This is a genomic window from Bacillus nitroreducens (assembly GCF_964021195.1).
This window is the reverse complement of record NZ_CAXHYI020000001.1, coordinates 242882-259126: the sequence shown is the minus strand read 5'-3', so window position 1 is coordinate 259126 and position 16245 is coordinate 242882. Positions and strand designations below refer to the sequence as shown.

General features: G+C 36.5%; 16 protein-coding genes. 10 read left to right on the top strand and 6 right to left on the bottom strand.

Translation table 11 applies throughout. The features are described 5' to 3' along the window. Positions 1-17 precede the first annotated feature (17 nt). Together ACWPVE_RS01345 and ACWPVE_RS01340 are read left to right on the top strand one after the other, a co-directional pair. Positions 18-1124 carry an alanine racemase gene (locus tag ACWPVE_RS01345; RefSeq protein WP_453990151.1) on the top strand — a complete coding sequence of 369 codons (1107 nt, stop codon included), beginning with the start codon at positions 18-20 and terminating at the stop codon, positions 1122-1124. A 198-nt stretch (positions 1125-1322) separates the two neighbouring features. After that, a complete protein-coding gene (locus ACWPVE_RS01340; RefSeq protein ID WP_453990149.1) occupies positions 1323-1634 on the top strand; it encodes a hypothetical protein in 312 nt (103 codons plus the stop codon). Between the two features lie 487 nt (positions 1635-2121). Here ACWPVE_RS01340 and ACWPVE_RS01335 read toward each other — a convergent pair whose 3' ends face one another. After that, positions 2122-3474, bottom strand: coding sequence for an IS1182 family transposase (locus tag ACWPVE_RS01335; RefSeq protein WP_453990053.1), 1353 nt, complete (start codon positions 3472-3474; stop codon positions 2122-2124). A 675-nt stretch (positions 3475-4149) separates the two neighbouring features. Here ACWPVE_RS01335 and ltrA point away from each other — a divergent pair. Next, entirely contained in the window at positions 4150-5448 is a 1299-nt protein-coding gene (gene ltrA, locus ACWPVE_RS01330; RefSeq protein ID WP_453990147.1) for a group II intron reverse transcriptase/maturase, read from the top strand. 173 nt (positions 5449-5621) lie between these two features. Here ltrA and ACWPVE_RS01325 read toward each other — a convergent pair whose 3' ends face one another. Continuing rightward, complete coding sequence (locus ACWPVE_RS01325; RefSeq protein ID WP_453990146.1) at positions 5622-6281, bottom strand: carboxymuconolactone decarboxylase family protein; 660 nt, start codon at positions 6279-6281, stop codon at positions 5622-5624. Between the two features lie 472 nt (positions 6282-6753). Here ACWPVE_RS01325 and ACWPVE_RS01320 point away from each other — a divergent pair, with 472 nt between their 5' ends. The 3 genes from ACWPVE_RS01320 to ACWPVE_RS01310 all read left to right on the top strand — a co-directional run bounded on the left by ACWPVE_RS01320 (position 6754) and on the right by ACWPVE_RS01310 (position 9341). Then, positions 6754-8319: an FAD-dependent oxidoreductase gene (locus ACWPVE_RS01320; RefSeq protein ID WP_453990144.1), complete on the top strand. Its 1566-nt coding sequence runs from the start codon at positions 6754-6756 to the stop codon at positions 8317-8319. Beyond that, positions 8320-8895, top strand: a complete 576-nt coding sequence (locus tag ACWPVE_RS01315; protein WP_453990142.1) for a hypothetical protein — start codon at positions 8320-8322, stop codon at positions 8893-8895. Positions 8896-9140: 245 nt separating this feature from the next. Next, entirely contained in the window at positions 9141-9341 is a 201-nt protein-coding gene (locus ACWPVE_RS01310; RefSeq protein ID WP_077617474.1) for a cold-shock protein, read from the top strand. A gap of 127 nt (positions 9342-9468) precedes the next feature. Here the strand turns inward: ACWPVE_RS01310 and ACWPVE_RS01305 are convergent, their stop codons facing one another. Next, on the bottom strand, positions 9469-9921 hold the full coding sequence (locus ACWPVE_RS01305) for a hypothetical protein (protein ID WP_453990140.1): 453 nt from the start codon (positions 9919-9921) through the stop codon (positions 9469-9471). Positions 9922-10549: 628 nt separating this feature from the next. Between ACWPVE_RS01305 and ACWPVE_RS01300 the strand changes: the two genes are divergently transcribed. Further along, positions 10550-11257 (top strand): polysaccharide deacetylase family protein, encoded by a 708-nt coding sequence (locus ACWPVE_RS01300; RefSeq protein WP_453990139.1) that lies wholly within the window; start codon positions 10550-10552, stop codon positions 11255-11257. 73 nt (positions 11258-11330) lie between these two features. On the opposite strand, the gene ACWPVE_RS01295 is transcribed toward ACWPVE_RS01300, so the two are convergent. Further along, a complete protein-coding gene (locus ACWPVE_RS01295; protein ID WP_453990137.1) occupies positions 11331-12134 on the bottom strand; it encodes a MurR/RpiR family transcriptional regulator in 804 nt (267 codons plus the stop codon). 673 nt (positions 12135-12807) lie between these two features. On the opposite strand from ACWPVE_RS01295, the gene ACWPVE_RS01290 reads away from it, so the two are divergent. Next, positions 12808-13215: an iron chaperone gene (locus ACWPVE_RS01290; RefSeq protein ID WP_453990136.1), complete on the top strand. Its 408-nt coding sequence runs from the start codon at positions 12808-12810 to the stop codon at positions 13213-13215. Between the two features lie 159 nt (positions 13216-13374). Here ACWPVE_RS01290 and ACWPVE_RS01285 read toward each other — a convergent pair whose 3' ends face one another. After that, complete coding sequence (locus tag ACWPVE_RS01285; RefSeq protein WP_453990134.1) at positions 13375-13896, bottom strand: hypothetical protein; 522 nt, start codon at positions 13894-13896, stop codon at positions 13375-13377. 158 nt (positions 13897-14054) lie between these two features. Here ACWPVE_RS01285 and ACWPVE_RS01280 point away from each other — a divergent pair, with 158 nt between their 5' ends. Beyond that, positions 14055-14231: a hypothetical protein gene (locus ACWPVE_RS01280; RefSeq protein ID WP_453990132.1), complete on the top strand. Its 177-nt coding sequence runs from the start codon at positions 14055-14057 to the stop codon at positions 14229-14231. A gap of 399 nt (positions 14232-14630) precedes the next feature. Then, entirely contained in the window at positions 14631-14939 is a 309-nt protein-coding gene (locus ACWPVE_RS01275) for a hypothetical protein (RefSeq protein WP_453990130.1), read from the top strand. Here the strand turns inward: ACWPVE_RS01275 and ACWPVE_RS01270 are convergent. Beyond that, positions 14936-16195 carry an MATE family efflux transporter gene (locus ACWPVE_RS01270; RefSeq protein ID WP_453990128.1) on the bottom strand — a complete coding sequence of 420 codons (1260 nt, stop codon included), beginning with the start codon at positions 16193-16195 and terminating at the stop codon, positions 14936-14938. The genes ACWPVE_RS01275 and ACWPVE_RS01270 overlap by 4 nt on opposite strands. Positions 16196-16245: the final 50 nt, after the last annotated feature.

Genomic DNA, 16245 nt, shown 5'->3' with positions numbered 1-16245 from the left:
TCTGGGAGGAGAAAAAAATGAAAATCAAAGATGTACCTACACCAAGCTTACTGATTAACAGAGAAATCATGATGGATAATATTACATTTATGCAAGGAATTGCGGATAAATATAATGTAGCACTTCGCCCACATACAAAAACACATAAATCTCCTAAACTAGCGAAATTGCAAGAAGAAGCTGGAACAAAAGGAATTACAGTTGCAAAGGTTGGCGAAGCTGAAGTCATGGCCGAGAATGGTCTAACTGATATTTTTATAGCGAATGAGATTGTCGGAGAAGATAAATTAAACCGCATTAAAAAGTTAGCGGAAACAATCGATATTTCTTTTGGTGTCGATAATATTGAACAAATCCAGATGATCGAGAAGGTGTTTAGCGAAAGTCAAAAACCAGCTCAAGTATTGATTGAAATTGAAGTTGGTGAAAATCGCTCTGGTGTGATTGAAGAAGTGGATTATATCAATCTAGTAAAATACATTATGGAATGTTCTCATGTGAATCTGAAAGGGATTTTCTCACATGATGGTCATACGTATAAAGCGAAAGACCTTGAAGAGTGCCGTGAGCTTTATAATGCTGCTCAAGCTCGTACTCTCCATTTTGCAAAACTTGCAGAGGACTTGGGCTGCAAACTAGAAACAGTAAGTATTGGTTCAACACCACCATTAATGCATGACTTCGGAGTGATGGAAGGTGTGACTGAATTACGTATTGGCACATATATTTTAATGGATGTAGCACAAGGTAATGCGATTGGGACGTATGACCGCTGTGCGGCTACTGTGTTAACAACAGTTATCAGTAAACCAACGTCTGAACGTGTGATTACCGATGTCGGTGCCAAAGGACTTACGATGCAATCACGCAGCCAAGGAATCTGCGCAACAAAGGGCTTAGGATATATTAAAAATACCGGTGGTGTCGTGGTCGACCAAGTCTATGATGAGCACGCAATTATTTATAATGAAACGTTTCGAAATAATGTGTCAATCGGGGATAAAGTAGAAATCATTCCCAACCACATCTGTCCAGTCTGCAACCTATATGACGTAGCATATCTCGTTTCTGGTGATGAAGTGGTGGATGAAGTTCCGATCTTATGTAGAGGAAAATTACAATAAGCAAATTGGGTGTAACCATAAACCTAGGTAACATGGATAAACAAAATCAAAGGCTGACCGTTCGATATGGGTCAAGCCTTTTTCGTGTTAGGACTAAAACGGTAAATAAAAGAATAGTATATATGGAGTATTCCGAAACTTTCTCGCTCTATAAACGTATTTTATAGTGTCAGCAGTTTGAGGAAGGGGGGATGAACAATGGTACGATACATCACATTTGCGCTCCTTATAACTGTCGTTGAGGTGGCAGTTCTTTTTGGAATTTCCCTATATTTTGATGCAAATTTGGTAACGACCTTGTTTTTCGGCTCTTGTTTCTTTATCATAGTCGCATTCCTAACGGGATCCTCAGGGGATATTTTTAGAAAAAACTCAGAGTTAGCTGTTTTTAATACATTTCTCGGAAGCTACAGAGCGAAGCATGAAAGAATAATTTTGAAAATAAGCCCATTTTTAACAGGATCATTTCTCTGTTTGGGTGTGTATTTTGTGATAGACCATTTTATATAGATAAAAGTGAAACAGTAGCACCTGTTCAATTTGAATGGGTGTTTTTTTACGTGACCATTGAAAGCTTCAGTGGCAAACAGGATAATTTTAGGGTCTGAAAGATGATCACCTGTCCTGTGGGTGTGTGTTTCGAGGAAGAGGTAATAGGATATATATCTACCCTTTCATTTTAGGTTTGAATCACACAATTGACGTTAAGAAATTCACGATAAATGAAGAAATATCGAAGAAGATAGAACGGACTTCAGGATATATGAGATAGATTAACGAATTAAAAAACGTATATAACTATGTTATTAGAACCTTTACTAGTTCATTGATTAATTAATTCCTTTATAAAATAATGAAGACCCCAACGGAGTTGGAGGTCTTCAGAGTGTAGAGAAAGGGGTATTTTTTCTCTACACTTTTTGTTTTCGGTGGTTTTTGTAGTTGTAAGTTGACATTATTCTTTATCAAAAATCTTGAAAATATCACTCCCAACCATCTAGCCTTGCTTGGCTAGGTGGTTGGCAATCTTTTTCATGTTCTGGCAGGCTGCTGTAAGTAATACCTGCTCACTAGCATTTTTAATTCCCCGTAACCTACAGTAGCGAAGCCCATGCAGCTCTTTTGAGTCTGCGAAGCTTCGCTCTACGGTTTCTTTTCTAAACTTATAAAGAATTTTCCCTTCTGGAGAGAGGCGATTTAGCCTCACCTTATCTTTATGATCTTCCCAAACATGACGAGTAACAACTTTTTGCTTATTCTGGGATCTAGTGCATTGTTCAAGAAGAGGGCAGGTTGAACATTTCTTGGGATCTGACTTGTACTCTCGGTAACCTTCTCTTGTAGTTGAACGATATGTTAGTTCCTCGCTATTTGGACAAACATAAATGTCATTTTCTTTATTATATTTAAACTTCCATTTTGGAAAGAGTCCTTTTGTTGGTTGATACCTTCTATGGGCAATAACTCCAAAGATCTTACGATCTGATAATCCTTTGCAAATCGGATTAGTTAAGTATCCAGAGTCAAGAGCAACAGCTTCCACATTAAAGTTAAATCGTAAGATTTGACGATCTAAACGGCTAAGATATGGTATTGAATCATGGACATTACCTGGAGTTACGAATGCATCAGTTATAATGTTAAACTTCAAATCTGTTGTCCGATGGTCTAAATAACAGAACATCTCTTGCTTATTGTCTCGCGACATAAACCCACTTTCTGGATCTGTGGTACTTACTCTAATCTCTTTTGTTTCTTTCACCTCCTCCTTTTCCTTTAAAGGCTTTTTTCCATGTTCAGCACGATCTTCTTCAATTGCCTTATTTAACTCATTTAAATATTCACGAGTTTCTACTTCAACTTCTTCCCTTGTAAATTTATGTTTATTCGCATTAGCTTTGAGATGAGTGGAGTCCGTAAATAAGACTCTTCCGCCAACCATTTTGTGATTCATTGCAAGAAGAACAATTTCATCAAAGATTTCTTGGAAGATGTCTGTATCTTTAAAACGCTTATGGCGATTCCAGCTTATTGTGGAATGATGTGGTACAGGATCTTTAAATCTGAGACCTAAAAACCAACGATATGCGACATTAAGTTTTATCTCTTGTTCAAGTTGTCTTTCGGAACGGATACCATAAAAATATCCAATAAACATCATTTTAAAAAGAACAAGAGGGTCGATCGAAGGTCGACCATTATCTTCAGAGTAGTAAGGTTTTACTCTCTCAATTATAAAAGAAAAATCTATGTATTTATCTATTTTTCGTAACAGATGGTTATCTGGAACAAGCTCGTCAATTGATACAAATTCAATTTCATTTTGTGTATTTTCCCTAGTATTTAACACAATATCACCAACCCTAATTTATTAACTATATTATAACATATTAATGCGGTGAATTAGTAAAGTGTATCAAAAGAATAAAGGCTGTCGAGACTTTCTCGACAGCCTGAAGACCCCAACGGAGTTGGAGGTCTTTTACTTTTTTTAGCGTGCCCAGCAAGCCGTTAATTGCTAGTTGGTGGGAGTCCAACCTGAGTAAGTGCCAAGACGCTCAGTAGCTGACAGGCAACTGGTGGAGAAATCCTAAGGTTGAAGCCCTGTGACAAAGTAACTCTCGTAGAGAGTGCGAGCAAGCTAACAGGTTGTAACATGAAGTGAATCCTGCCGCCTCGTAAAAAGAGACCTTTAAATAAGGACAAAGAGAAGTCGAGACTGGTGAAAATAGGCGAAGACCATGGAAGGTGTGGAGAACTTGGAAATACAGCACCGAAGAATCTCTCGGGGTAAGGGGAACGACATGTTAGTAAAGTAGTTAACGGAACTGGGGATACCCTCCTCGTCACTTTCTTACGAAAGTAAAGCAGAAACCTATAAGTGCAAACAAAATGGTGGATGGATGAGAGGGAGTCGGAGGGGGTCATAGTACCAATGATGACAACGACAACATAACGTTGTCTAGGGAAGGACGGCATAAGCCAATACCCTACTTTGTTCACAAGTTTAAAGGAGGTAAGAGTAGTGAATGCTGGAAAACTAGCTAACTACACCGATGTAAAAGCTCGAGAACTCTGGAAAACTTTATATCTTTGTGCCAAGGAAAATCCTACACGGCGATTTCATGCGTTATATGACAAAGTATATCGACCAGACATACTTGCAGAGGCATGGCGTAGAGTTAAGAGTAAAAAGGGAAGTGGCGGAATTGATGGACAAATGATTGAAAAGATTGTCCTAGAATACGGTGAAAGTAAGTTTATGAATGAACTTTATCTAGAACTCAAAGAGAAAAGATTTCGACCGAAACCTGTTAGAAGAACATATATCCCTAAAAGTGATGGGAAACAAAGACCGCTAGGTATCCCAACAATCAAAGATAGAATAGCACAAATGGCAATGAAAATGGTTATTGAACCTATTTTCGAAGCGGACTTCCAAGAATGCTCGTTTGGTTTTAGACCAAAAAGAAGTGCCCACAAGGCAATAGCGAAGATAAGAAAGACAAGCAAGAAATCCTATTGGGTAGTAGATGTTGATATAAAAGGTTATTTTGATAATATCAATCAAGATAAACTCATGAACCTTATTCAAATGAGAATTAGTGACAAAAGGGTTTTAAGTCTTATCCGCAGATGGCTTAAAGCTGGAATCATGGAAGATGGCCATTTCCGTGACTCCGTCACAGGCGTGCCGCAAGGTGGGGTCATTTCGCCGTTATTATCGAACATCTATTTAAATGTGTTGGATTCCATTTGGATAAAGAAATTCTCTCATTTAGGAGAGTTGATTCGCTATGCAGATGATTACGTGGTAATGTGTAAAACCAAGAAACAAGCACTTGAAACCATAGAAGTAATAAAAGGTATTATGTACAAACTTGACCTTACACTAAGTGCTGAGAAATCTAGATTGGTCAATATATGGGGTGACTCAGATGGTTTTGACTTTCTGGGATTACATCATAGAAAGTTTCCTGTAATGAACAGGGGAGGCTCTAAAATCTATGCCATGTCACATATTCCGACAAAGAAAGCAATGAAGAATATGAGATATAAAATTAAAGAATATACCGGGAAAAGGAATAAGCTTTTCCTAGATATGCTTGAATTGATAAAGGGACTGAATAGGAAGCTCCAGGGATTCAAGAATTACTATCTCATCTCACCAATCGCCAAGAAATGGCTCAACAGAATTGATTGGTATGTAATCGAAAGGTTAACGCTGTTTTGGAATAAGAAGAGAAATAAACGCAATAAACATAGTGGGATTGGTCAAGTTAATAAAATGACTCAACATACACTTGTGAAATTGGCAAAGTAAGGAAAGTACGTAAAGCCAAAGAAAGAAGAACATCGGAAAGCCGTATGAGGGAAAACCTCACGTACGGAATTGATGAGGGGAAGCAGGAAAAGAAATTGCCCTCCTATCTGGCTTAGTAAGGTGGAACACCCTGAAACCCGAAGACAAAGAAGGCAATATTTAATTCCTGTTTTCTACTCTACTTCTTCATAGCTTTGGATGAGATTTGCTATATGTGCATAGGCACCACCTGCTCGAAGTGCTGCGGTTACCATGATTGCTTCTGCAAGCTCCTCATTTGTTGTCCCAAGTTTTACAGCATTTTTTGTATGGACATCAATACAATACGGGCATTGAGTCGCATTAGCAACAGCTACAGCAATGATTTCTTTAAACTTACTAGTTAATTTTCCTTCTTTTGTAGCGGTTGCACTAAAGGCACCATACGCTTTGAAACCATCTGGTGCAAACTTGCCTAATTGACCTAGAAGTTTTAAATTCGATCGAGCATACAGGGTATCGGAAGCATCTTGGGTATTTGCATTATGTACATGTGTACTATGAGTTACTGCGCCGCCAGCTTCAATTGCAGCTACTACAAATACGGCCTCGGTTAATTCTTCTAATGTAGCTCCTGCTTTTTTCGCAGCTTTTGTGTGTGAATCAATGCAATAAGGACATTCTGTCACATGTGCGATAGCTACAGCGATGATTTCCTTTTCTTTTCTGGATAAGGCTCCTTCTTTCATAGCCGCCTTACCGAATTCATTAAACGCTTGTAACTGTTCTGGAGCAAGATCTTTAATTCTTGCAAAATGCTTTACATTGTTTTTCGGATAAAAGCTTGTAGACATTTGAAAACCTCCTTCAAAATTCAAGTTAGTTTTTCCACTCTTATTGATGAACATTCAGAAAGACGACAAGAACATGGATGCCTGGATTATTTGAGGGAAGAAATGATGAACGGAGTAGAGCTGATCCCCGAGGTCCTTCAAAAGTTGAATCAGGACCCAAACGGTTTGGAGTAGCAGTGAAAGAGTCGTTTATAAGCTGGATGAAGTGAGGAATGTTTTGGAGTCTTCGTCAAAGAGTCCTTCATAAGTTGAATGAAGTCCCAAGCAGGTAGGGGAACCTCTAAGAAAGTATTACATAATCAAGATGATCCATTTAGTTAAAGAGCAAAAACCGTAAAGTTATTCTAAAAGCCAAGGGTAAAATGCGAAGAGAGTCATCACCTTCGTCCAGCATTTTTCCACCCATGTATGATACCTAAAATCCTGGAAAACCTAATCACAAACTTACTTATATAGGAAATGAGGGTTTATTGTGGTAAACGAGAAAAAGTTTCCAGAAACACCTGAGCCATTATGGAGAGTCAATGTTGACATTCCCGAATTTCCTCCATTAGAGGAGGACATAGAGGTAGATGTTGTGATTGTGGGTGGTGGAATTACGGGGCTAACCTCTGCGTATGTTTTGGCAAATGAGGGGCTTCAAGTGGCTGTCTTAGAGGCCGATCAAATACTGAATGGTACAACTGGTCACACAACGGCTAAAATTACTGCCCAGCACGACCTAATTTATGATGAATTCTTAACAAACTTTGGTATTAATACGGCAAGGCTATACTATGAAGCGAATACTGAAGCACTCGAATTTATACAAAAAACAATTGAAGAGCATGGAATTGACTGTGATTTTACAGTGGAAGATGCAATTATTTACGCAACGACAGACCAATATGCCCAAAAGCTCGAAAAAGAGGCAAAAGCCTATAAAAAGTTAAGAATCGACGGTGAACTCATAGACAAAATTCCGTTTCAAATTGAAGTGAAGAATGCCCTTGTGATGAAAAATCAGGCACAATTCCATCCAGTCAAATATTTATCACAACTTGCTCAGATTGTTAAGGAAAAAGGCGGTCTAATCTTTGAAAATACCGTTGCTGTTAATGTAGAAACAGGGGAAAAACCAACCGTTCTCACACGTAATGGGAAGCGGGTGACGGGTGGTTTCATTCTTGCATGTTCTCATTTTCCTTTTTATGAAGGGACAGGTTTTTATTCCGCAAGAATGAAAGCACTACGTTCGTATATTGTAGCCGTCAAATCAAAAGAAAGTTACCCAGGCGGGATGTATTTAAGTGTTGATAAACCAACTCGTTCATTGCGAACTGCTTCAAATAATGATGATGAGTACATCCTAATTGGTGGTGGTGGCCACCAAACGGGTGAAAGAAACGACACAAAAGAAGATTATGATGCATTATTGACATTTGGCGAACAGGTTTTTGAAGCCGAGGATGTAAAATATCATTGGTCGGCACAGGACCTGGAGACATTGGACAAAATTCCTTATATCGGAGAGTTAACGACGGGTGAGCCAAATATTTTAGTTGCGACGGGATTTCGCAAGTGGGGTATGACAACTAGTACAGTTGCAGCCTTATTATTTAGGGATATCATTCTTAAAAGAAAAAATCCATTCCGTGAGATCTATTCACCAGCTCGCTTTTATGCACATCCTTCTCTGAAAAATTTCTTTGTGAACAACGCGAAAGTGGTGAAACATTTACTTCAAGGGAAAATGGATAACCCACAAAAAAGTGTAGATGACATTCCTAACGGAGAAGGTGCAGTCATTTCCATTAATGGACATCGAAAAGGTGCCTATAAGGATGAAAGTGGGAAAGTGTACATTGTTGACACTACTTGCACACATGTAGGTTGTGAAGTGCATTGGAACAATGGTGAAAAGTCATGGGACTGCCCATGTCATGGTTCACGATTCTCCTATACAGGTGAGGTTTTAGAGGGGCCAGCAGAAAAGCCATTACAACAATACGATTATACCATGCTCGATAACCTTACTTCAGAGGATTCTGGATATTGATTGGATGAAGTCACAAGCAGGGATACGATTCCTGCTTGTTTCGTGGTGAAAAAAGAAGGGACAGCCTTTATGTTTGATGGTGAACGCATCCTACACTATAATCAAAAGCAGATGAAAGAAAAGATAGTAAAAAAATCGTTGAACGACGGGGGAATTGTAATGGAACTACAAAAAATTACCTTAATGGATGCTTATTTGATCGAAACCCTACGCAATAAAGGAATTTCTAATCAAGAAATCCTAACTAAAATTGAACAAGGAAATGTAGAAGAGTGGAAGGATTTACATAAGCACTTTGATTTTAATGAACTATTAACATTTGCCGATCAAGATCGTAAGGTACTTGAATCTGTTCTGGAAGATGGCTATCAAGTAAAATATGTCACTTTCCAAGGAATGCAAAATCTAATCAAATATCGATTTGGCAAAGTGAAAGATAAAGATTATCAACTGACTGAAACTGGAATCACGAACCTACAACTAAATGAAGATCAAGTCAACACCCTGAAACAAATGCTTTCTGCAAACTGGATCTTTAACCAAGACGGAGAGTTTGTATCATTGTTTCATAGATAAACAATAGACTTAAGAATCAATTTTCACTTTTAAATGGGGGCGTTTTTTAACGCTCTCCTGTCTACTTCAATCTGTTCAAATAATTTATTTTTAAATATAATTTGCTATTCATGTGGTTATCTGTTATTCTAAAGAAGAATTATTTTTGTTCTCAACAGATTAAAAAGTATTTTGTTTTTCGTCTAAGGTATTTGAACAAGGATAGTAACATTGTGTGGAAGGTCCACACTAGGAGGAAATGTAAAATGGAACAAGGTAAAGTGAAATGGTTTAACGCAGAAAAAGGTTTTGGATTCATCGAGCGTGAAGGTGGAGACGACGTATTCGTACACTTCTCAGCAATCCAAGGCGAAGGTTTCAAATCTTTAGACGAAGGTCAAAGTGTAACTTTTGATGTTGAGCAAGGACAACGTGGTCCACAAGCATCAAACGTACGTAAAGCGTAATAATAACCATAGACAGTTAAGAGGTGTACCAATTTCGGTATACCTCTTTTATTTTTTGTCTCTGTTAAATTCTAAAGTTGATTTTTAGACAAGAAATGGAAATTCTTCTTATTATGGAGCTCCCTATTCAATCCCAATAGTTAAAAATGATTTGCCCTACCGTTTCTGGCTTCCAAAAAGCAATTTGTTCTAACTCAGCATTATTTAAATCAGTTTTCTTTATAAGGTTCTGATTTAAAGGAGCATTAAGCTCACCTGTACCTAATACTTGGTAGAAAGAAGAAAAATGTTCATGAAAAACAGGTCTATCGATGAATGTAATGTTTCCAAATTCAACTTTCGAAGCGAAAGCAAGGTAAGGATAATGTTCATTCAGCAGTATACATAACCGATTACGTAAAATCTCAACTTGAGCATAATAGAAATTTGTTGGGTATTGTGGCGTAATGAAATCAATTACTTTTCCACGATTACGAGAGGTAAAGTCGAAACATAATTGTTTAAATTGCTTGCCGTCTACTTGTGGAGGCTTATTGACAATTGAATCATAAAAACCTGTTACTCCATTAGGTAGTTTCATCCTGAGTTCACCATCCGTTACACTCCGAATTTAGATAAACCCAAACGATCATAGGGATCTTTCATTTCAAATACAAATGATGTTAATAGGAATTCTTTAATAGAGTGTTATGTATTTTCATTGATGCGATCTGTAAAGGTAGTTAAGAACATACATCAATATTTTAACAGAAATATCTACCAACTTTATTAAAAAAACGAAGGTAATCCACAGTAAAATTGATGTGTGATGTTGCTTTTTATATAAGAAAAGAGAAATACTTTTAACTTAAAATTCCCGAGCCCTATACCTGAAACCTATGGTGTGATTTTAGAGGTTTACTTTTGTGTAGGTTGAGCATACCTATTTTTATTTGCTCCGCGGATAAAAGTAGAGAAGGGGATATCGGTGCAAAAATTGGCTCATGCTTTATTTAGTAAGCCATTTAATATACATTCATTTTATGTAAAAGGCGCTCGTGATTTTTTGTTTTTTAGTCTGACCTCCAATGTTAATCATGAGTGTCATAGAACCCGTTGCGATTGTTATATTTTGTATAGGATCTGTCTTTTTCCAGTCGCTTTCCGTATCATCATGGGGAATGAGAACAATAGAGTTTTTTCTATTTTTTATTGAAAGGGAGTAAACGATGAAGCGAAAACTCATATGGATTATTCTAAGTATATTACTAGTTGTCCTTTTATTATTTGGGGCATATAAGCTAATGAATTCAAGGTCTTTCCAGTTATATGGGGGACTTACACAGCAAGTAGAAACCAATCAAAAGGTAGTCGCTTTAACTTTTGATGATGGGCCAACTCAGAATGTGAATGAAATTCTACCACTTTTAGAGAAGTATAATGTAAAGACCACGTTCTTTTTAATTGGACAAGATATTGAGAAACATCCTGAACAAGCAAAGCAGATTGTGGAAGCGGGTCATCAGGTCGGAAATCATACGTATTCCCACCAACGTATGGTCTTGAAATCACCGTCCTTTATCAAAGAAGAAATTGAAAAAACGGATGAACTAATTCGCGACGCAGGTTACGAGGATGAAATTGATTTCAGGCCACCAAACAGTAAAAAACTTGTCGGGTTGCCTTATTATCTAAACAAGGTAAAGAAAGAAACGATTACCATGAATCTAGAACCCGATACCTTTTACAGTGATTCAGAGGATCGCATCCATTATGTGATCGAGAACATCACTCCTGGATCAATCATTCTCATGCATCCGATGTATGAGGACATTGACAAAGTGTTGAAAGAAATAGAAGGGGTTATTCAAGGGCTCCAAGATGAGGGGTATACGTTTGTTACCGTTAATGAGTTGCAAAAATTAACGAATAAGTGAACAGAATCAAAATACTCAAAGACAATTTAACCCATGCGCAGGGCAACACTCAACGTGTTGCCTTTTTGAATGGTTACTTTCTCCAATCATCTGGAACGGTTTCCATATAAAATTGCAAAAGTAGGTCAATTAAGAGAATGACAATCGAATTATATGACGTAATATTAAACGAAACATCAAACGGTTCGCGCGATCCAGAGACAGGAAGAATGACATCGGCAATCTCGGCTAAGGGACTGTTAAGCCCACTTGTAATCGCTGCAATTTGAATACCATTACGCTTTGCAATTCTTGCTTTAGAGAGTACGTAGGTAGAATCACCTGATCTTGAAAAAACAACCATAAGTTGAGTTTTGGCAAGTTTGTTGATGTAAATGCCACCTGAAGCACTTAAATCCACTAACCAGGTATCTTTCCCGATGATTTGAAACTTTTGTGAAAAATAAGTTGCCGCAATCTCTGAAATTCCTGACCCGCACACGGCGATTAAAGAAGAGTCAATCATCAGGTTAATAAACTTCTCAAGCTCCTCTTCTTTTAATTGTTCAATCGTTCTTGAATAGTTTTCCTGTAAGGAGTCCATTAAATAGGAGGCTGTTTGCTTCATTGACGAATGCTCTTCATTTTGTGTCTCGTTTAGGAATTCATATTGATTTTTTAGATAAAACTTTAATTCACTATAGCCACTCAAACCAAGTTTCGTACATAGTCTTGATATACTTGAAGTTGACGTAAAATTATTTTTGGCTGCTTCACGAATACTGTATGTTTGTAACTCATCCATTCGATCAATTAAATCGAGTAAAATCGTATATTCTGTGTCGTTAATGGTATCTCCAAACTTTGTAAGAATTTTTTTGAGTAATAATCGTTTCATAGTCATGAACTCCTTTTAATGCGCCCTTTACTCATATAGTAGCTAGACCATGCGAAATGGGCAAGTTAATAGAGAAATAAAAAGGATCTCCTAAAATAGTAAGCCGTTTCCTTTTAGAGTACGCTGAATGAGAAAAGAATATATAAAAATAAGAATTTTGAGTAGGAATTATATGGTAGAATCAGATGAGGAATTATTGTATGAACGGACCAGACTAGTTTGAATAGGCAGTAAAATAATCTAAATTTCTATTTCTGCTTTAACTAACTGGTACAATAAAATAAAAATCTAAGCTATAAGACTGATTAGCGACCAGTCGTGATAGGATGATTATTGAAATTGACGGTTATTGTCATCAAGTTCTACTTACAGGTAAAAAATGTTCCAAACAAGAGCTAAAGCAAAAATATTTACAAGCAAAAAAGTTAACACATGATATAAAAGACTTACCTACTATATTTCTTAGATTACACAAATTTGAACCATTACCTTATGCCGTTGATGTTAAAGTTGAGTTTGTTATTGACACTGATACAGATAGAATTTACTCACCTTCATACTAACCAAACGGGTGCGTTGGTCCAAGAAGGGTTATCGCATTTTTTGTTTGAGTTTGGCAGGTTTGTTGAATAGTAAGCTATTGTTGAGAAAAGCTAATGCTGAGGTGACTTCTATGAAGAAGAGCAGTACGATGGAACAATCCAGGAATATTCCGAAATCAATAGATGAATATATTGCACAATTTCCTCAAGAGATTCAAGAAATCCTAAATAAATTAAGACAGGTTATAAAGGAATCCGCGCCAAATACGGAGGAAAAAATAAGTTATGGAATGCCTACTTTTGTGTTAAATGGAAATTTGGTGCATTTTGCTGCATATAAAAATCATATAGGGTTTTATCCAACTTCAAGCGGAATTAATACATTTAAACAGGAATTATCTGGATATAAGACCTCGAAAGGTGCAGTGCAATTTCCTATTGGAAAAAACATCCCTTATGAATTAGTTAGTAAAATCGTAAAATTTAGAGTCAGTGAAAACAAGAAGAAGGCGGAAAAGAAAATAAAAAAGAATAAATAATTTAATTGCTATTCGTATGAGGAGAGGCACTTTATTTTGGTATCAAGAAAATAAAGATTGTGTAGAAATATACTTAAGCGAACGGGCTATTACGGAGACCCCCAAAAACAGAAGAGACTGTTCTCTTCTGTTTGATTTACGTGGAAATAGCACAATAAGTTATTCTTTAATTTTTTTTATAGAGTTATAATCTTGAACGAAAGACCAATAGGAACTTTCCTCCGAAAAAGAAAATTGGTTATTGACGATAAATTCTCCAAATGCTAAGAATCCCTCTATTATGGCTTTCGAATACTCATCTTTAGGAATTGTATTTGATATTTGATTGTCTTTACTAAATATATTTTTAACACAAAATGTAAATCCAGAGTGATTGGTTACGATCTTAACTTCATATAAGGAATCTAAAATTGATATTTCATACTCTTTATTTCCTGGTGTTAATATAGGTTCAGCTAATGTTTGCCATGTAAATAACAAATCTGTTGTTTCCATGTTTTCGTGAAGGATAACTTCAGAGCTGTATTTTAATCTGATTGCTCCTTCTAGATAATCATGGTCATTTTCTTCTAAGATTTGATTCACTAAATCAGCAGATAATGGATTATCTATTGATAAAAAAGTAGACTCATTATCTATGTTGTTGGTAATATCCTTAATCAAAGTTTCAAACTTTAGCATACTATCACTTCCTTAAACTGGATATGCTGTTTTTACATTCCTATATTTACTTTATATAAAGGTTTTAGCTTCTTCAACTATAGGGGCAGCATAGTTTAACAAATATTTGGTAAACTGAGGGAGAAAAATAAGTCGAAGTAGGGATGGTGATATGACTAATGAAGCATTTAATAGGTTTATATATTGTTATGGCAATTATGGTATTTGTTACGTTAACGAGTGAATTTATTTTTAAAGGTGATTATTCAGCTATTGCAAGTTGGTTAATAGTGATGTTGTTCCTGTTTGGAACCATATTTTTTGCCAACGCAAGATATTATTTATCCAAGAAGTAAAGTACTGAATTACCCCATTAGTTTGCAGCATTTCTTCTTCAAGTAACGGTGCAGTTTAGTGCAGGAGTAGAAAAAGGGGCTGTCCAAAAAGTCACTGAAAAATGACATTTGAGGACAGCCCTCATTTTTTGTTTTTTGGGTTTACTAAAAAATCTGGTGTTGATTTCCGCTGCAGGTACTCGCTTTCCGCGGGCGGTCCGGGAGCCTCCTCGTCGCAAGGTCCTGCGGGGTCTCCACTGGCCACGCTTTTCCCGCAGGAGTCTCGTACCTTCCGCTACAATCAACAAGGTTACAAAATTTAATAGTATTGACTCGTAACTTTTAAAAAAACACACAAAAAAATCATCCTTTTTAGTAAAATGAAGTTACCACACAACATTCCAGAAAGGATGATTTTTTATGAGCAATCAATTGATTACTAATGAAAATTATAACACGCAAACTTCCCTTTTTCCAGAGTTCGAAGAGGAGAAACTAGAAGTTCAAAATGAAGAAAGACAAAAAGTACCTAATCCAAGACAATTAGCCCCTACTTTCAAACCCTACGATAATCGACAAATTCAAATGATTTATGATATCGAATCTCTTATTCCACAACATCACGAGGCCCGTGTAGTAGACGAAAAGGCAAGGGAGAAAAACGGTCGTTTTTCTCCCTTGCCTTATTTTTTAGGACTTATCGGACAGCCCCTTTTTTGTAGGTTTTAATTAATTAGTGCCTTAAAAGATTTCTTTTTCCAAAAAAATCGGTAGTAAATAGATTGAGCCAAGAAATTGACTATGAACGCAATTGGGTATGCAAGCCATATTCCATTTATACCAAGCGTTGTATAATGTGACAAGAAGTATGCTGCTGGAACTTCAATTAGCAAAATACTTGTAATCGTAAAAATTGTTGGCCAAAGAACAGTACCTGTTGCTCTCATTGTTGCTGAGATTGCCTGAGTGTGACCCAAAATCAAATAACTCCAAAATGAGATAATAATAAGACCTTTTGCTATACTAATCGTATCGGAATTGTCTAAAAAGATCCCTAAAATAGGGGATGGTATCAGGTAAAGAATGATTATTAGAATACCACCCAGAAGATAATTAAGAGTAATCGCTATTTTTGTAATGTGTTTGATATTTAGGATATTCCCTGAACCTACGGCTTGTGCAACAAATACTGAAATGGCAATTGAAATGCTCATCGCTGGTATTTGAACGTAGCTTGCAATTTGATTCACGATTCCGTATGCAGCCGTTGCATTGGATCCATAATCATTTACAAAAGTTATGACTACAATTTCTGACAATGCGATTGAAACCATACTTATGCTTGTAGGAATGGCTAATTTTAGCAAGGTTTTCAATACGGAGCCTTTCAAGTGAAGATGTTTCAAAATAATAGAATCTAATTTGAGTACATGACTTTTTCCGTGTAAGTATACTAATAGAATCATAAATGTAATGAAATTTGATAATACAGAAGCGTAAGCAGCACCATTTAATCCAAATTCTGGTAAACCTAACCAACCGAAAATAAGAATTGGAAGCAAGGTGATATTTAAGAAAATACTAATCAATAAGAAATAAAAAGGTGTTTTTGAATCTCCAACACCTCTCATAAAGGTTGTATAGCACATATATAAGAAAGTAATAGGTAATGTAACAAATAAAATACGTGAATATTCTGTACTTTCAACCAGAATATTCTCAGGTGTTCCCATCCATTTTAAAATATCTTCTGTAAAGAGCCCTCCAATTATGGCGACAGCAATGGATATGATCATCGTAAATGCCAAAGTTACTCCAACAACTTCCTTCATTTTTGAGATATTTCCACTACCGTACGTTTGCCCAACGACAATTATTCCAAACACTTGACCTAATGATTGCAAAACACTTGCAAAAATGACAGGAATGAGGAATGCAATCATAGGTTTTGCTAAGACCATCGTTTCATTTAAAGATTTTTTCATTTCAGATAACTCCTGATAGGTTTTATTTCAAAAGAACCCCTCACTTTTTG